This window comes from Halobellus captivus (assembly GCF_003697845.1).
GTDB lineage: Archaea > Halobacteriota > Halobacteria > Halobacteriales > Haloferacaceae > Halorubrum > Halorubrum glutamatedens.
Genome location: NZ_RDQE01000006.1, coordinates 34,710 through 51,380, shown reverse-complemented (window position 1 = coordinate 51,380; position 16,671 = coordinate 34,710). Strand labels below are relative to the sequence as shown.

At 68.9% G+C, this 16,671-nt stretch carries 16 protein-coding genes; 10 read left to right on the top strand and 6 right to left on the bottom strand.

Annotated elements, in window-relative coordinates; genetic code table 11:
- Nucleotides 1-2 precede the first annotated feature (2 nt).
- The 6 genes from EAO78_RS08390 (at nucleotide 3) to EAO78_RS08365 (ending at nucleotide 6,797) form a co-directional block, all read left to right on the top strand.
- Entirely contained in the window at nucleotides 3-2,930 is a 2,928-nt protein-coding gene (locus EAO78_RS08390) for a DNA-directed RNA polymerase subunit A' (RefSeq protein ID WP_122105402.1), read from the top strand.
- Nucleotides 2,923-4,155 carry a DNA-directed RNA polymerase subunit A'' gene (gene rpoA2, locus EAO78_RS08385; protein WP_122105401.1) on the top strand — a complete coding sequence of 411 codons (1,233 nt, stop codon included), beginning with the start codon at nucleotides 2,923-2,925 and terminating at the stop codon, nucleotides 4,153-4,155. Before EAO78_RS08390 ends, rpoA2 begins: the two co-directional genes overlap by 8 nt.
- Nucleotides 4,155-4,574, top strand: a complete 420-nt coding sequence (locus tag EAO78_RS08380) for a NusA-like transcription termination signal-binding factor (protein ID WP_122105400.1) — start codon at nucleotides 4,155-4,157, stop codon at nucleotides 4,572-4,574. The genes rpoA2 and EAO78_RS08380 overlap by 1 nt, the downstream gene beginning before the upstream one ends.
- A 98-nt stretch (nucleotides 4,575-4,672) precedes the next feature.
- Nucleotides 4,673-5,482, top strand: a complete 810-nt coding sequence (locus tag EAO78_RS08375) for a hypothetical protein (RefSeq protein WP_122105558.1) — start codon at nucleotides 4,673-4,675, stop codon at nucleotides 5,480-5,482.
- A 236-nt stretch (nucleotides 5,483-5,718) separates the two neighbouring features.
- A complete protein-coding gene (locus EAO78_RS08370) occupies nucleotides 5,719-6,147 on the top strand; it encodes a 30S ribosomal protein S12 (protein ID WP_004599087.1) in 429 nt (142 codons plus the stop codon).
- The gene (locus EAO78_RS08365; RefSeq protein WP_122105399.1) at nucleotides 6,144-6,797 is read left to right on the top strand and encodes a 30S ribosomal protein S7; all 654 of its coding nucleotides are present in this window, start codon (nucleotides 6,144-6,146) and stop codon (nucleotides 6,795-6,797) included. The genes EAO78_RS08370 and EAO78_RS08365 overlap by 4 nt, the downstream gene beginning before the upstream one ends.
- Nucleotides 6,798-6,998: 201 nt before the next feature.
- Here EAO78_RS08365 and EAO78_RS08360 read toward each other — a convergent pair whose 3' ends face one another.
- Nucleotides 6,999-8,981, bottom strand: a complete 1,983-nt coding sequence (locus EAO78_RS08360) for an aconitate hydratase (RefSeq protein WP_122105398.1) — start codon at nucleotides 8,979-8,981, stop codon at nucleotides 6,999-7,001.
- A 202-nt stretch (nucleotides 8,982-9,183) separates the two neighbouring features.
- Between EAO78_RS08360 and EAO78_RS08355 the strand changes: the two genes are divergently transcribed.
- Nucleotides 9,184-9,657 carry a deoxyuridine 5'-triphosphate nucleotidohydrolase gene (locus tag EAO78_RS08355; RefSeq protein ID WP_122105397.1) on the top strand — a complete coding sequence of 158 codons (474 nt, stop codon included), beginning with the start codon at nucleotides 9,184-9,186 and terminating at the stop codon, nucleotides 9,655-9,657.
- Nucleotides 9,658-9,911: 254 nt separating this feature from the next.
- Here the strand turns inward: EAO78_RS08355 and EAO78_RS08350 are convergent, their stop codons facing one another.
- From EAO78_RS08350 to EAO78_RS08340, 3 genes are all read right to left on the bottom strand, one after another.
- Nucleotides 9,912-11,285, bottom strand: coding sequence for an LLM class flavin-dependent oxidoreductase (locus EAO78_RS08350; RefSeq protein ID WP_122105396.1), 1,374 nt, complete (start codon nucleotides 11,283-11,285; stop codon nucleotides 9,912-9,914).
- A gap of 105 nt (nucleotides 11,286-11,390) precedes the next feature.
- On the bottom strand, nucleotides 11,391-11,798 hold the full coding sequence (locus EAO78_RS08345) for a CBS domain-containing protein (protein WP_122105395.1): 408 nt from the start codon (nucleotides 11,796-11,798) through the stop codon (nucleotides 11,391-11,393).
- 81 nt (nucleotides 11,799-11,879) lie between these two features.
- Nucleotides 11,880-12,836, bottom strand: a complete 957-nt coding sequence (locus EAO78_RS08340) for a DUF5787 family protein (protein ID WP_122105394.1) — start codon at nucleotides 12,834-12,836, stop codon at nucleotides 11,880-11,882.
- Between the two features lie 75 nt (nucleotides 12,837-12,911).
- Between EAO78_RS08340 and EAO78_RS08335 the strand changes: the two genes are divergently transcribed.
- The 3 genes from EAO78_RS08335 (at nucleotide 12,912) to EAO78_RS08325 (ending at nucleotide 15,111) form a co-directional block, all read left to right on the top strand.
- A complete protein-coding gene (locus EAO78_RS08335) occupies nucleotides 12,912-13,301 on the top strand; it encodes a hypothetical protein (RefSeq protein WP_122105393.1) in 390 nt (129 codons plus the stop codon).
- On the top strand, nucleotides 13,298-14,011 hold the full coding sequence (locus EAO78_RS08330; protein WP_238987649.1) for an NUDIX hydrolase: 714 nt from the start codon (nucleotides 13,298-13,300) through the stop codon (nucleotides 14,009-14,011). Before EAO78_RS08335 ends, EAO78_RS08330 begins: the two co-directional genes overlap by 4 nt.
- A gap of 266 nt (nucleotides 14,012-14,277) precedes the next feature.
- Nucleotides 14,278-15,111, top strand: coding sequence for an NAD+ synthase (locus tag EAO78_RS08325; protein WP_122105392.1), 834 nt, complete (start codon nucleotides 14,278-14,280; stop codon nucleotides 15,109-15,111).
- 36 nt (nucleotides 15,112-15,147) lie between these two features.
- Here EAO78_RS08325 and EAO78_RS18155 read toward each other — a convergent pair whose 3' ends face one another.
- Nucleotides 15,148-15,297 carry a DUF7563 family protein gene (locus EAO78_RS18155; protein WP_203227855.1) on the bottom strand — a complete coding sequence of 50 codons (150 nt, stop codon included), beginning with the start codon at nucleotides 15,295-15,297 and terminating at the stop codon, nucleotides 15,148-15,150.
- Nucleotides 15,298-15,458: 161 nt separating this feature from the next.
- A complete protein-coding gene (locus EAO78_RS08320) occupies nucleotides 15,459-16,589 on the bottom strand; it encodes an anthranilate phosphoribosyltransferase (RefSeq protein WP_122105391.1) in 1,131 nt (376 codons plus the stop codon).
- Nucleotides 16,590-16,671 lie beyond the last annotated feature (82 nt).

The following is a 16,671-nucleotide window of genomic DNA, read 5'->3' as shown; positions in this document are numbered from 1 at the left end:
CAATGCAAACACCGAAGGTGCTCGGCGGGATCGACTTCGGCCTCATGGACCCGGAGACGTACCGGGACATGTCGGCCACGAAGGTGATCACGGCGGACACGTACGACGACGACGGCTACCCGATCGACATGGGGCTCATGGACCCGCGGCTCGGCGTCATCGACCCCGGACTGGAGTGTCGGACCTGCGGGTCCCACTCCGGGTCCTGTAACGGCCACTTCGGCCACATCGAGCTGGCCGCCCCCGTCATCCACGTGGGCTTCACGAAGCTCATCCGCCGACTGCTGCGGTCGACGTGCCGTGAGTGCGGGAAGCTGGCGCTCACCGAGGCGGAACGCGAGGAGTTCCAGGAGCGGCTGGAGCGCGCCGAGGAGCTCGGCGAGGACCCCCACGACGTGTTGAAGGCGGCCGTGCGGCAGGCCCGGAAGGCGTCGACGTGTCCGTACTGCGGCGAGCCGCAGGCGGACATCAAACACGAGAAGCCGACGACCTACTACGAGGTCCAGGACGTGCTCTCGGGCGACTACTCCGAGCACATCGCGGCCGCGATGCAGCCCGACGAGGAGGAGGACGACCCGGGCACCTCCCCGCAGGAGCTGGCCGAGAAGACGGACATCTCGCTGGAGCGGATAAACGAGATCATGGCCGGCGAGTTCCGCCCGCGCAAGGAGGACCGCCGCGCCATCGAGAAGGCGCTCGACATCGACCTCACCGAGGAGGACATGAACAAGCTGATGCCCTCGGACGTCCGCGACTGGTTCGAGGACATCCCCGACGAGGACCTGGAGGTGCTCGGGATCGACTCCGAACACTCCCGACCCGAGTGGATGATCCTGACGGTGCTTCCGGTTCCGCCGGTCACGACCCGACCCTCCATCACGCTGGACAACGGCCAGCGCTCCGAGGACGACCTCACGCACAAGCTGGTCGACATCATCCGCATCAACCAGCGGTTCATGGAGAACCGCGAGGCGGGTGCCCCGCAGCTGATCATCGAGGACCTCTGGGAACTCCTCCAGTACCACGTCACGACGTTCGTCGACAACGAGATCAGCGGAACGCCGCCGGCGCGACACCGTTCCGGTCGGCCCCTCAAGACCCTCAGCCAGCGGCTGAAGGGCAAGGAGGGTCGTTTCCGCGGGAGCCTCTCCGGGAAGCGCGTGAACTTCTCGGCGCGGACCGTCATCTCGCCGGACCCCACGCTCTCCCTGAACGAGGTCGGCGTCCCCGACCGCGTGGCCAAGGAGATGACCCAGACGCTCAACGTCACCGAGCGAAACGTCGAGGACGCACGGCAGTACGTCCGGAACGGTCCCGAGGCACACCCGGGCGCGAACTACGTGCGCCGACCCGACGGTCGCCGCCTGAAGGTGACCGAGAAGAACTGCGAGGAGCTCGCGGAGAAGGTCGAACCCGGCTGGGAGGTGAATCGACACCTCGTCGACGGCGACATCGTGATCTTCAACCGCCAGCCGTCGCTGCACCGGATGTCGATCATGGCCCACGAGGTGGTCGTGATGCCGTACAAGACGTTCCGGCTCAACACCGTCGTCTGTCCGCCGTACAACGCCGACTTCGACGGCGACGAGATGAACATGCACGCGCTGCAGAACGAGGAGGCCCGCGCGGAGGCGCGCGTGCTCATGCGCGTTCAGGAGCAGATCCTCTCGCCGCGGTTCGGCGGGAACATCATCGGCGCGATCCAGGACCACATCTCCGGGACGTACCTGCTCACTCACGCGAACCCCGAGTTCACGGAGACGCAGGCGCTCGACCTGCTCCGGGCGACGCGGGTGGACGAGCTCCCCGAGGCCGACGGCGTCGACGACGAGGGACGGGAGTTCTGGACCGGCCGGACGCTGTTCTCGGAGCTGCTTCCCGACGACCTCTCTTTAGAGTTCACCTCCTCGACCGGCGACGCCGTCCTCATCGAGGACGGCCAGCTCGTCGAGGGAACGATCGACGAGGACGCCGTCGGGGCGTTCGGCGGCGAGGTCGTCGACACGCTCACCAAGCAGTACGGCGAGACGCGCGCCCGCGTCTTCATCAACGAGATCGCCTCGCTCGCGATGCGGGCGATCATGCACTTCGGCTTCTCGATCGGGATCGACGACGAGTCGATCCCGCCGGCGGCCGAAGAGCAGGTCGACGAGGCGATCGGCAGCGCGTACGACCGCGTCAACGAACTGATCGAGACGTACCGCGCGGGCGAGCTGGAGTCGCTGCCCGGCCGCAGCGTCGACGAGACGCTTGAGATGAAGATCATGCAGACGCTCGGGAAGGCCCGTGACTCCGCCGGGGAGATCGCCGACCAGCACTTCGGCGACGACAACCCGGCGGTCGTGATGGCCCGCTCCGGCGCGCGTGGTTCGATGCTCAACCTCACGCAGATGGCCGGCTCCGTCGGCCAGCAGGCGGTTCGCGGCGAGCGCATCAACCGCGGCTACGAGGACCGCACGCTCGCCCACTACGAGGCGGACGACCTCTCGGCCGAGGCGCACGGCTTCGTGGAGAACTCCTACCGCGGCGGACTCACGCCCGAGGAGTTCTTCTTCCACGCGATGGGCGGCCGCGAGGGGCTCGTCGACACGGCGGTTCGGACCTCGAAGTCCGGCTACCTCCAGCGGCGGCTCATCAACGCGCTCTCGGAGCTGGAGGCGCAGTACGACGGAACCGTCCGGGACACCTCCGGACGGATCGTCCAGTTCGAGTTCGGCGAGGACGGCACCTCGCCGATCAAGGTCTCCTCCGGCGAGGGCGACGGGATCGACGTCGACGGGATCGCCGACCGCGTCCTGGAGTCGGAGTTCGCCTCCGACGACGAGAAGGAGCGGTTCCTCGGCGAGCGCACGCCGCCGACGAACCTCTCGGAGCACGCGGGTCCAGGCCTGAACAAGGCGGACGAGCTGGGGGTGGAGTCCGATGACTGAGTACGAACACGTCACCGAGGACATGGAGGCCGTCGTGGAGGCGACGGAGCTCCCGAAGCGGTTGAAGACGGAGGTGTACGAGACGTTGGAGGCGAAGGCGGACGAGTACGGCGAGATCTCGATCGAGCAGGCGACGGACATCGCGACCGGCGTCGAGAACCGGTACATCGAGACGCGGGTGGACCCGTTAGAGCCCGTGGGGACCGTCTCCGCGCAGTCGATCGGGGAACCCGGAACGCAGATGACGATGAACACCTTCCACTACGCCGGCGTCGCGGAGATCGACGTCACGCAGGGGCTCCCCCGGCTCATCGAGCTGGTGGACGCCCGGAAGACGCCGGACACGCCGATGATGACGGTTCATCTCGAGGGCGAGTACGCGACCGACCGCGAGAAGGCACACGAGGTCGTCTGGTCGATCGAGTCGACGCGGATCTTAGCGCTCGGCGACGTCTCCACCAACGTCGCGGACATGCTCGTACGGATCGACCTCAACGACGACACGCTGTTGGAGCGGTGGCCGACCCACTCGGACCCCACGGAGGTCGCCGAGATCATCGCCGAGACCATCGAGGACTCGCTCGGCGTCGACGCCCGGCAGGCGGGGACCGTGATCGAGTTCGGCCCCAACGAGCCGAGCTACCGCGAGCTGTTACAGCTCGTCGAGCGCCTCCGCGACATCGTCTTCAAGGGGATCGAGGAGGTCGAGCGGGTCGTCATCCGCAAGGAGGAACTCGAGGAGGGCGAGGAGTTCGTCCTCTACACCGAGGGGTCCGCCTTCGGCGACGCCCTGGAGATCGAGGGGGTCGACGCCTCGCGAACGACGTGTAACAACATCCACGAGATCTATCGGAACCTCGGCGTCGAGGCGGCCCGCGAGACGATCATCGACGAGACGAAGAACACGCTCGAAGAGCAGGGGCTCGACGACGTGAACGTCCGGCACCTCATGCTCGTCGCGGACATCATGACGAACAACGGCGAGATCGAGTCGATCGGCCGGCACGGCATCTCCGGCTCGAAGGACTCGGTGCTCGCGCGCGCGGCGTTCGAGGTGACGGTGAACCACCTGCTCGACGCGGCGGTCCACGGCGAGTACGACGAGCTCGACGGGGTCATCGAGAACGTCATCGCCGGGAAACCCATCTCGATCGGAACCGGCGACGTCGACCTCCGGATGGGGTCGCGGGTCGTCTCGGACGGCGGCACGCCGAGCGACGACTGATGCGCGTCGAGCTCTCCGACGAGGCGCGGCGCTACATCGGTCGGTTCGACGAGCTGACCGGCGTCGCGCCGAAGGACTGCCTCGTGGAGGGCGACCGGCTCGTGTTCCTCCTTCCGGCCGGCGAGATGGCGGCCGCGATCGGCCAGGCGGGCGAGACCGTCGAGGAGGCCGAACGACGGCTCGGCAAGTCGATCGACCTCGTCGAGGACGCGGACACGCCCGAGGCGTTCGTCGCGAGCGCGCTCGCGCCGGCGGCGGTCAACGCGGTGACCGTCTCCGAGCAGAACGACCGGGTCGCGTACGTGGAGGTCCCCGAGCCGGACCGCGGCGTCGCGATCGGCGCGGACGGCCGGAACATCGAGACCGCGCGGACGCTGGCGAAGCGTCACCACGACATCGACGACGTCCAACTGACTTGACCGCGACTCGCGGACGGCTTCGGCGGGCTTTTTCGCGTCCGTCGCCACGGACGGGTATGACCGAACGATCCACGAACGAACGGCGCGTCGGCCGGCGCGTGAACAGACGCCGCCTTCTGGCGGCGCTCGGCACCGCCGCCGGCGTCGGACTCGCGGGCTGTGTCGGCGGGAGCGTGGACGGTCCCTTCCCGGACGCCGAGTGGCGCGACGGCGACGGGCTCGACGTCGAGACGCTGGCCACGAACCACGTCGAGTCGGCGGTCGAGGCGGGCGGAATGACCCTCTTCTCGACGGCTACGTCGAGCTACGACGGGGACGGCGACCCGACCCCGTGGCTCCCCTCACAGGAGTACGAGTCGAGCCACGACCTCGAGAACGGACGGTCGTACCTTCGACAGGAGGTGACCGAAACCGAGGGGCCGGACGTGCTCGAGCGGTACGTCGCGGACGGGGAGGCGCTGCTCCGTGAACGCACCGAGGAGGGGGTCCGCTACGGCCGGCAGGCGGTCGACCGCACGGCCGCCGACTTCGAGGAGGCGCTTCGATCGGAGGCGCTCGTCGGGATCCGGGTACCTCGGGGAGACGGCTCGGGGGAGACGGCGTACGAGGGGCTCGGGAACTGGGACCCGCGCGCCGAGGGGGAAGGGGAGATGGAGGGGCAGCCGACCGCCCGGTTCGTCTCCGACTCCTTCGACGGCGAGCGGTCGGTTCCGGAGCGCATCGAGACCGCGTCGGCGACCGTCGACGTGTTCGAGGCCGGGTTCGTCCCGCGGATCGAGCAGTCCTGGGAGGGACCACACGACGACGGAACCGGGGCCGTCGAGGTCGAGATCGAGTACCGCGATCGGGGCGAGGCGGTCACGGAACCCGACTGGGCGGCGGAGGCGCGCGGCGAGACGGAGGGCTGAGAACGGAACCACGACGGGGACGTCTCCCGGCTGACGACGGGTTTCGGTCGACGACGGAATTCGATCAACGACGGGCTCTCAGGCTGGCTTATCGGTTCAACGGTCAGGAGCGTCCGTCGATATCGATCGGAGAAACGCGCGTAGATCGCTCGAGCGGTACCTCTCGTCGGATCTGTGCACGTTTCTCCGGGCGGAAAGACGACGCTTAAGTAGCTCCGTTCGGAAAGGAACGTACGATGGCGAACGGCAAATATGCCGCCCGTAAGCTCAAAAAGGACCGGCAGAAGCGCCGCTGGTCCGACTCCGAGTACGCTCGGCGAGAGCGCGGGCTCAAGAAGAAGTCCGACCCCCTCGAGGGTGCCCCGCAGGCTCGCGGGATCGTCCTCGAGAAGGTCGGGATCGAGGCGAAGCAACCGAACTCGGCGATCCGGAAGTGCGTCCGGGTTCAGCTCATCAAGAACGGGAAGCAGGTCACGGCCTTCTGTCCCGGCGACGGCGCGATCTCCTTCATCGACGAGCACGACGAGGTCACGATCGCGGGGATCGGCGGCGCGAAGGGTCGCGCGATGGGCGACCTCTCCGGCGTCAACTACAAGGTCGAGAAGGTCAACGGCGTCTCGATGATCGAACTGGTTCGCGGAAACGCGGAGAAGCCGGTCCGATGAGCGGGGAGGAAGTCGAGGCGGAGTCCGACGAGGACGTCGCCGCCGACGAGCCGGACCCGGACGCGCCCGCCTCGAGCGAGGCCGCGAACGAGAACGCGGAGCTGTTCGGCGTCTGGGACGTCACCGAGATCGCCTACGAGGACCCCTCGACGAAGCGATACATGACGGTGACGCCGATCGCCCACACGATGGGGCGACACGCGTCCAAACAGTTCCAGAAGAGCGAGATATCCCTCGTCGAGCGGCTGATCAACCGGCTGATGCAGACCGACGAGAACACGGGCAAGAAACAGCAGACGACCCGGATCGTCCGTGACGCGTTCGACGTGATCCACGACCGCACCGAGGAGAACCCGGTTCAGATCCTCGTACGCGCCGTCGAGAACGCCGCGCCGCGCGAGGAGACGGTCCGCCTGAAGTACGGCGGCATCTCCGTCCCGAAGGCCGTCGACGTCGCGCCCCAGCGCCGCGTCGACCAGGCGCTGTTGTTCATCTCCGACGGCGTCGCCAACGCGACGTACAAGTCCAGCACCTCGGCCGCCGAGGCGCTCGCGAACGAGCTGATCGCGGCCGCCGACTACGACGCCAACGCCTCCTACTCCATCTCACAGAAGGAGGAGCGCGAGCGCGTCGCCGCCGCGGCCCGCTGACGCGGGAGACCGAGCGACGGGCGGTTTTTCCGTTTCTCGAGCCCCCTCGATCCGCGAGCGACCGCGCCGTCGATCCGCGTCGCTACTTCTCGACCGTTGCCACCGACGATCGCGGAGAGCCGTCGCTCGGGGGCCGTGACGAAAGGGAGAAAGAACTGGAAGGGAGAAAGAACCGAAACAGGTGTGGGTCGTCGTTTCGTTTCAGTCGTCGGCGGGCGCGGCGCCGGAGCCGCCGTCGTGCTGCTGTTTGACCCACGAGAGCTTGCCGCCGGACGCGAGGATCTCGCGTTCGCGCTCGGAGGCGTCGAGCTCGGCCGTGAACTCCCACTCGTCGTTGACGCGGGCGGTGAACTCCGTCTCCCCGGAGTTGACGCCGGCGGGCACGTCGTCGACGATCTCGATGTCGTCGCCCTGGTCGATCCGCTCGTACGTCTCCGCGTCGATGGCGAGGGGGACGATACCGAAGTTGAACAGGTTCGCCTTGTGGATGCGGGCGAAGCTCTGCGCGAAGACGGCCTCGATTCCCAGGTACATCGGACAGAGCGCGGCGTGCTCGCGCGAGGAGCCCTGGCCGTAGTTCTCGCCGGCGACGAGGACGCCGCCGTCGGCGTCGAGCGCGCGCTGTGCGAACGTGTCGTCGACGCGCGAGAGCGTGAACTCCGAGAGCTTCTCGATGTTCGAGCGGAACTTCAGGATGTCCGCCGTCGCCGGGATGATGTGGTCGGTGGTGATGTTGTCCTCCATCTTGAGGAGCGCCTCGCCGCCGTCCACGTCGATCCCGTCCTTGAGCGGCACGTCGCCGATGTTCGGCCCCTTGACGAGGCCGTCGTCGATCGCCTCCTCGGGCGAGATGATGTCGTTGTCGTCGCGACCCATCCCGGGGCCGTACTTCGTCCCCATCTCGAGACCGGGCGCCTCGAGGTCGCCGAGCTCGTCGGCGAGGTCCCGCGGGTCGACGATCTCGCCGGTGATGGCCGCCGCGGTGGCGACCTCGGGCGAGCAGAGGAAGACGGAGTCGTCCTCGATGCCGGAGCGACCCTCGAAGTTGCGGTTGAAGGTACGCAGCGAGACGGAGTCGGAGGCTGGCACGTGGCCGATGCCGATGCAGGCACCACACGTCGCCTCGGAGAAGTTGACGCCGGCCGCCATCATCTCCGCGGTCCAGCCCTCACGGGCCAGCATCTCGGAGGCCTGCTTGGAGCCGGGCGCGACGATCATCTCGGTCTGCTTCGCGACCTCTCGGCCCTCCAGCATCTTCGCGCTCGGGAGGATGTCCTCGTAGGCGCCGTTGGTACAGGAGCCGACGATGACCTGCTCGACGTCGGTACCCTCGTACTCGCTGACGGGGGCGACGTTGTCGGGCATCGACGGGGCGGCCACGAGCGGCTCGAGCTCGTCGAGGTCGACCTCGATCGTCTCCGCGTACTCCGCGTCGTCGTCGGGCTCGAGCTCGACGAACTCCTCCTCGCGGTCCTGGCGTGCGAGCCAGTCCTTCGTCTTCTCGTCGGTGCCGAAGATGGAGGAGGTGGCGCCGAGCTCGGTGCCGAGGTTCGTGATCGTCGTCCGCTCGGGGATCGTGAGCTTCTCGGCGCCGGGGCCGGTGTACTCGAAGATCTTGCCGACGCCGCCCTTGACGGTCAGCTCGCCGAGCAGGTGGAGTGCGACGTCCTTCGCGGTCGCCCACTCGGGGAGCTCGCCCTCGAGGTGGACGTTGACGACTTCGGGCATCTCGACGTAGTAGGGGCCGCCGCCCATGGCGACGGCGATGTCGAGCCCGCCGGCGCCGATCGCGAGCTGGCCGAGCCCGCCGGGCGTCGGGGTGTGCGAGTCGGAGCCCAGGAGGGTCTTGCCGGGCGCGGCGAAGTTCTCCTTGTGGACCTGGTGGCAGATTCCGTTGCCGGGCCGGGAGAAGTACGCGCCGTAGGTGCCGGCCGCGGAGCGGAGGAAGCGGTGGTCGTCGGTGTTCTTGAAGTCGAACTGGTACGTCTGGTGGTCACAGTACTGCGCGGCGAGTTCGGTCTGGACCTCGTCCAGATCCAGCGCCTCGAACTGGAGCCAGACCATCGTCCCCGTGGTGTCCTGTGTGAGCACCTGGTCGATCTCGATGCCGATCTCCTCGCCGGGGGTCAACTCCCCTTCGACGAGATGGTCGCCGAGGATCTTCTCCGTAATCGTCTTTCCCATATCGGTCGAAGATGGCCGTCCCGTGAATATAAAACCCGCGAGTGTCCCGCCGGATCGACCGTGTTGGACCCGAAGGATCGAGCAATACTTGGGCGAAAACTGCCGTGATGGCACGCCGAACGCGGACGTGATCGTCGGATCCCGGACCCACCCACGACGCGGGGTCGACACGGTTTTGCCGCCGCCGCGGCTCCGGGAGGACATGTTCGAATCGGGGGAGTCGGTGGCGGCCGCCCTGGAGGCGGCGGGCGCGACGCTCGAGCCGGAACAGCGACAGCCGAACGGGGTCGATCTCACGGTCGGGGCCGTCTTCCGACAGACGGAGCCGGGACGGATCGGTCGGGACGGGAAACGCGTCGGCGACCGAATCGAGATCGAGCCCGACGACGGCGCGTATCGGCTCGACGCCGGGACGTACGTGGTCCGCTACGGCGAGCCGGTCCGGATCCCCGAGGGACGCGTCGGCTTCGTCCTCCCGCGGTCGACGCTGCTGCGGAACTCGTGTACCCTCGACACCGCGGTCTGGGACGCCGGCTACGAGGGGATCGGCGAGGGTCGACTCGACGTGGGACACGCGCTCGACGTCGAACCCGGCGCGCGGATCGCCCAGCTGGTGCTCGCGCGTGCGGACCACGACGGGACGTACGACGGCGACTACCAGTCCGAGGGTCTCTGATCCGAACGGGGCACGGTCGCCTACAGAACGCGGTCATCTACGGAACACGGTCGCTCACGGTTCGAAAGGAACGAACGCTCTCGCGTGCCGGGAAAAGGTGGCACGCGGGAGCGTTCAGTAGGTCCCCGCTGACGCTTCGGCCCTCCAAGCGAAGCGTCACCTGACACCAGACGCGTGAACCACTTAACGGTGCCGGGGGCGGCAGATACGTCGTGTTAACGGTTAGTGTTTACTTAATAACCATGGGGGATCGATCACTCGGACGACGAGCGCGCGGGATGGTCGGCCCGGAGCCGCGACTGTCCCTCGCCGAGAAGCCGCTCGCGAAGGGTGTCCCCCGGCGGGTCGGCGTCGGCGGGCGCGAGAAGCCCGCGCTCGCGGAGCTCGGGCACCACGAGGTCCACGAAGTCCACCAGCGAGTCGGGACGAACGACCTCCTTCACGTTGAACCCGTGGACGCCGACCTCCCCGTGCCAGTACTCGAGCTCGTCGGCGACCTGTTCCGGCGTCCCCACGATCGTCGGCGAGGTGGTCCCGAGCCCGCAGAACTCCGCGACCTCGCGGACCGTCCACTCGCGGTCGGGCTGTGACCGGGTGAACGCGTTCATCGTTCCCTGGATCGCGTCGGTCTCGATGTGTTCGACCTTCCGGTCGGGGTCGAGTTCGGACAGGTCCATGTCGAGGAATCCCGAGAGGAGCGCCAGCGTCGCCTCGACGTCGACGTGTTCGCGGTACCGCTCGTGTTTCTGCTCGGCGGCCGCCTCGGTCTCGCCGACGATCGGGACGACGCCGATGAAGAACCGCAGACTGTCGGGATCGCGACCGTACTCGGCCGCGCGTGCCTTCACGTCCTCGATGTATTCTCTGACTCCCTCCTCGGTCGGTTGGCTCGCGAACACCGCCTCCGCGTTGGCGGCCGCGAACTCCCGCCCGCGGTCCGACGAGCCCGCCTGATAGACGACAGGCGTCCGCTGCGGGGAGGGCTCACAGCCGTGGGGACCGGGCACGGAGAAGTGCTCGCCCTCGTGGTCGATGGCGCGGACCTTCTCCGGGTCCGTGTACCGGCCGCTCTCGCGGTCGCGCTCGACGGCATCGTCCGTCCAGGAGTCCTCCCAGAGCGCGTAACAGACGTCGAGGAACTCGTCGGCGCGGTCGTAGCGCTCGCCCTTCTCCATCCGCTCGTCGAGCCCGAGGTTCTCGGCGGCCGACTCCAGGTAGGAGGTGACGACGTTGATGGCGACCCGGCCGTCGGTGAGGTGGTCGAGCGTCGAGAACTCGCGGGCGAGCTGGTAGGGGTGGGTGTACGTCGTCGAGCGCGTGACGGCGAACCCGAGGTCGTCGGTGGCGGCGGCCATCGCGGGGACGACGAGCTGCGGGTCGCTCGCGGGCGTCTGAACCGCGCGCTCGACCGCCGTCTCGCGGTCGTCGCCGTACACGTCGTAGACCCCGCGGACGTCCGCGAAGAACACCGCGTCGAAGCCGCCGCGCTCGGCCGTGCGCGCGACCTCGGTCCAGTACTCGGCGTCGGTGTACTCCGCCGATCGGTCCCCGGGGTACCGCCACGACCCCGGCGAGACGTGCTCGACCGAAGTCATCGTAAAGAGGTTGAGGTGTAGACGGTCGCTCATGGCCCCGGTTGGGTCGCCCTCCGTAATACCCCCGAGGAAGGGGTGGATGTTGACGATATCGCGGACGGGGAGGAAACGGCCTCGAAAAGCGAAGGACCGCGTCGGTTACGGGCTCACCGGCTCGGTGCCGGAGACGTACGCCGCGAAGTCCGAGGTGGTGATGATCCCGATCGGCGTCCCCTCCCCGTCGACGACCGGGACGTGGTGGAACCCGTGGTCGATCATGGTGGCGGCGACCGCGGAGACGGCGTCCTGTGCACCCGCCGTGATCGGGTCCTGGGTCATGTAGCGCTCGACCGTCGTCTCGGCTTTCGGCTGGCTTTTCGCGACGATCTCGACGAAGTCGGTGGTGGTGAGGATCCCGACCAGCCGACCGTCCTCGACGACGAGCGCGGAGCTGATGTCGTTGTCGAGCAGGACGGCCGCGGCGTCCTCGACGAGCGTGTCCGGAGTCACCGTGTGGAGGTCGGTCGTCATCAGTCGGGCGACGAAGACGTCTTCTATCCCGTTCATACCGATGGATCCCGCCGTCGCCGTATAAGCGTTCTCACGGCGGAACGCCGGCGATCGGGGCGGGTCACGCGGGATCGGTTCTCACCGGAACCGCGAGAGTCCCGACTGCCTGCGCGGGCCGGTTCCGTCCGGGTCCGCCACCCACGCCGTCCGCTCGTCGCGGAGGCGGTCCCGGTCGACCGCCGGCGGGTCGGCGGGGTCGCGTTCCGGACAGCCGGGGCCGCACTCGCGACCGGGATCGACGACCCGGTCGAACCGGTCGCATCGTGGTCGGCCGTCGGCCGTGGGCGTCGCGTGCGCGCAGGCGGGCGGCTCCGGTCGCCATCCCTTCCCGTAGGCGCGCTCGGCGATCCGGCGACGCTTCCGCGCCTTCGCCTCGAGGGAGACGAGCGCGACCTCGGTCCGGAGCGAGCGCTCCTCGCGGATCTCGACGCCGGGGGCGTCGGGATCGAGCGGAGTCGCCTCGCGGACCACCTCTCGGTCGCCCGTCTCCGGGTCGAACCGCCAGACGCCGACCGAGTCGGGGATCCGGTTGAGGTGTGCGCGAGTGACGTAGGAGGCGGTCGCGAGCACGACCCGATCGAAGAGCCCGAGCGCGACGTCGTACCGGAGCTGGGCCGCCAGATCGCCCGGCGTCCCGAGGTCGGGCTTGTTCTCGATCGCGGTCAGCGACCCGATCCAGTCGTCGGGGTAGCGGGCGGTCGCGCGCACGAACGGGCGGCCGTCGCGACGCTCCCGTTCGAGGTACCCCGCGTCGACGGCGGCGTCGACGACGGCGTTCGCGCGCTCCGGCGGGAGGTCGAACGCGTCGGCGACCGGGACGGCCTCGCCCGGGCCGACGCGCGCCTCGATCGCGGCCGCCGGGATCCGGTCGGGCGTCAGGGAGGCCCGCGCGTCGAAGTCGGGGCCGGGCGAGAGGAGACAGACGTCGACGATCCGCGCTCCCGGCCGCGTCACCCCCGCGCCGAGCTGTCGGGCGACCACCCGGTCGGGAGACTCGAGGGCCGCACACAGGGCCAGCTCGAACCGGAACTCCATGTTCGAGGGGGAGGTCGGCGAGGAGTAAAACGCGTCGGCCGAAACCCGTATTCGACGCCGCCACCTAGCTCGCGTATGCGCCCGGTCACGCGGAACCTCCTCGTCGCCATCGCGGTGATCGCGCTCGCGCTGCTGGCGCTGGGTGCGTTGCCGAGCTACCTCGGGAGCGGCGACCCCTACTACCTCACCGCCGAGCCGATCGAGACCGACGAGCCGACCGCGAACGCCACCGGCCTCTCCGAGCGTCGCTACCCGTACCTGACGGGCGCGATCGGGAGCGACGACGGCCGCTCGGAGCCGTATCTGATGGGGCCGTACGGGCTGAAGGAGTGGTTCACGCACACGCCGTTCGACGAGGTCGACGCGCTCGCTCGGCGCGCGCCGGCGGCCGAGACGGACGGGGGCGTTCGGGTCGAACGTGACGGCGAAACGTATTACGTCGAGGTCACGCAGTCTCCGGCATGAAAGAGGACGGACCGACGGACGACGCACCCGCGAACGATACGTCCCTGAACGATCCATCCGCGGACGACCGCCCCGCCACCGACGACCGCGCCGCGGCCGACCTGCGCGACCTCCCGGCCTTCGCCGACGGACGGCTTCACTCGCTGCCGGGCGAGCCGGAGTGGCCGGTCCGGGAGGTCGCCGTCGAGTACGACCCCGGGTGGTTCGTCGGCGGCTACGACCGGGTCGAACAGCCCGACGGGACGGAGAAGAACTACTACTGGGCGGAGCTCCCGCCCGCGACCGTCGTGGTCGCGGTCGCCGACGACCGGGTGTTGTTCGTCGAGCAGTACCGCCCGACGGTGCGGAACATCCAACTCGAGTTGCCCGCCGGGATCGTCGAGCCCGGCGAGTCCTACACCGCCGCGGGGGCCCGGGAACTCGCCGAGGAGACCGGATTCTCCCCCTCGTCGACGACGCTGCTCCAGGAGGTGTGGTGTTCGACGGGCGTGTTGCGCCACCGGCGCGGCTACGTGTTCGCCGAGGGGCTGGAGCCGGTCGACGTCGAGGCCGACAGCAACGAGTTCCTCGTTCCGCGGACCGTGCCGATCGACGAGGCGCTGGCGGTCGTCCGGGAGCGGCCGACGAACGACGCGACGCTGGAGGGGTTGCTGTTGGCCGACCACGAGGGATTGCTATCGGCCTCCGGATACTCCCCGACCCGTGCCTGAGCGACGTCTCGACCGCACCTCACGCCTCCCCAGCCTCGGTCTCGGCGACCCGCCGGAACCGCCGGCGGGTCGCCTCGCCCTCCCTCGCGCGTGCTCCTCGCGCCCCGACGGGCGCTCGAAGGCGCGCGCCACCGCGATCGCGGACGTTCGGTTCGCCGGCATCGTCCCCGGACGGATGCGTCGGAGTGGCCGCATAAAATCCGACGAACGTCCAGTTCGAGTCGGGGACGGGGAGCTATTAGTCGTCTCGGCCCCTGGATCCCTCCATGAGTCAGACGCCGGAGCAGTCTGTGTTGTTGTCGGAGGACCCCCCGCTCGACCTGCGCCTCTCGGAGGCGGAGTTGGCGGAGACGCGCGAGCGCATCATCTCGTTCATCGCCGACCTCGTCGACGACGCGGGCGCGGAGGGAGCCGTCCTGGGCCTCTCGGGCGGGATCGACTCGACGCTCACCGCCCACCTCGCGGTCGAGGCGCTCGGGGAGGACGGACTGCACGGGATCACGATGCCCTCGGAGGTGAACGACCCGGACGTGATGAGCGACGCCGAGCGGGTCGCTCACGACCTCGGGATCGAGTACGACGTGGTGGAGATCCAACCGATCGCGGAGTCCTTCTTCGCGGCGTTCCCCGAGGCCGCCGACGACCGGACGGCGGCGGGGAACGTGTACGTCCGCACCCGGGCGGTCCTGAACTACTTCGTCGCCAACGCGGAGGACCGGATCGTGTTGGGCACGGGCAACCGCGCGGAGGCGATGACGGGCTACTTCACGAAGTACGGCGACCAGGCCGTCGACTGTAACCCGATCGGCAACCTCTACAAACAGCAGGTGCGCCAACTGGCCGCCCGCGTCGGCGTCCCCCGCGACCTCGTGATGCAGGAGCCGACGGCCGGGATGTGGGAGGGACAGACGGACGCCGAGGAGATGGGCCTCGATTACGACACGGTCGACGCGATCCTCGCGGTCCACGTCGACGGCGGGCTCTCCCGGGCGGCGACGACGCGAGAACTGGACGTGCCGGCGGCGGCCGTCGATCGCGTCGTCGAGCTGTACGAACGCAGCGCGCACAAGCGCTCGATGCCGCCCGCACCGGAGCGGTAGGGTAGTCGATCGCGGGTCGCACGTCCCGTTTCGAGGTCAGGCGTCGGGGGCCCGTTCCTTCGCGACCTCCGCGATCCCGGCGTTCGCGGAGCAGTTCGGACACGCGTGTATCCGCCCGCGAGCGTCCGAGAACACCCGGACGAACCGTTCGGAGACGTGCGCCTCACAGTGTTCACACGTCGGCATGATGTGTCGAGGTATCGTGGGTCATGTTCGGTACACGTTCCCTTGTCTCCGGAGCCTCAAGACGGCTTTCCGAATTCCGTCCCAAATTCGACCCGGATCGACGGGGGACGGTCGAACGAACGGACGACGACGGGCGGAGAAAGCGCGTTCGTGCGGCGTGATCAGAGGTCGCGAAGCGCCTCGAGGACCTCGTGTGCGGAGCCGTCGTCGATGGCCGCGCGGGCCGCCTCGAGGCCCTCCTCGATCGAGTCGGCGTCCTCGCGGGCGTAGATGCGCAGCGCCGCGTTGACGGCGACCGCGTCGGCGAACGGTCCGTCGCGCTCTCCCGCGAGCACCTCCTCCGTGATCCGTGCGGACTCGACGGCGACGTCGTCGACGGCGAGGTCGTCCTCCTCGAGGTCCATCCCGTACTCTGCGGTCTCGATCTCGAAGTCGTCGAAGGACGCTCCCTCGCTGCCGGCGCCGGCGTCGGCGGTGCCGTCAGCCTCGCTCCCTCCGGCATCGTCACCCCCCGCCGCGTCCCACTCGGCGACCTTGGTGTAGCCGGGACGCACGTCGTCGTACCCCTCCATTCCCTGGAACATCAGGACGCGGTCGAGGTCGTGGAACTCGCTCTCGACGAACGTGTCGACCACCTTCTTCGCGAACGCGAGGTGGTAGAAGGAGCCGAGGTGGACCGAGGCCCCGGCCGGGTTCGCGAGCGTCTCGATCGTGTTGACGAACGTCCGGACGCCCATCTGGTCGCGGCGGTCGAACAGGTCGTCGATCGCGGGGTTGAACGCGGGCTGGTAGTAGATGCCGAAGCCGGTCTCGTCGACCATGTCTGCGGAGTCGGACGGCGTCAACTCGGTGTGGACGCCCAACTCCTCGAGGACGTGCTTGTACGCGTCCTGCTTCTGGGTCGGGACGCGGTCGCCCGAGTGGACGACGACGGGGGTTCCCGCCGCGGCCGCGACCGCGCCCGCGGCCACGCCGAGGACCGCGGTCCGGCCCTTCCCGTCGTAGTTCGCGCCGCAGTCGACGGGGTCACAGTCGGGCTCGGCGTACTCGACGCGCTCGCACATGACGTCGACGTACGCACCGAGCTCCTCGGGCGTGTTCCGCTTCCAGCGGTTCGCGAGCCAGAACGCCCCGAGCGTCGTCGGGTCGGGCTCGTCCGCGAGGATGCGCTCGAACGCCTCGGTCGCCTGCGCGCGCGTCAGGTCGTCCGACGACTTGTGCCCGGAGCCGCAGACCTCGGTCATCAGCCGCTTGAGGGGCCACTCGCCGAACTCCTGGGTCGCCTGAGCCATACGCGTCGTTCGGGTTCTCGAACGAAAAGCCTCCCGCTCGACTCCCACGCGGCGGGAAGGGTGCCCCAAGGGCGATGGACGG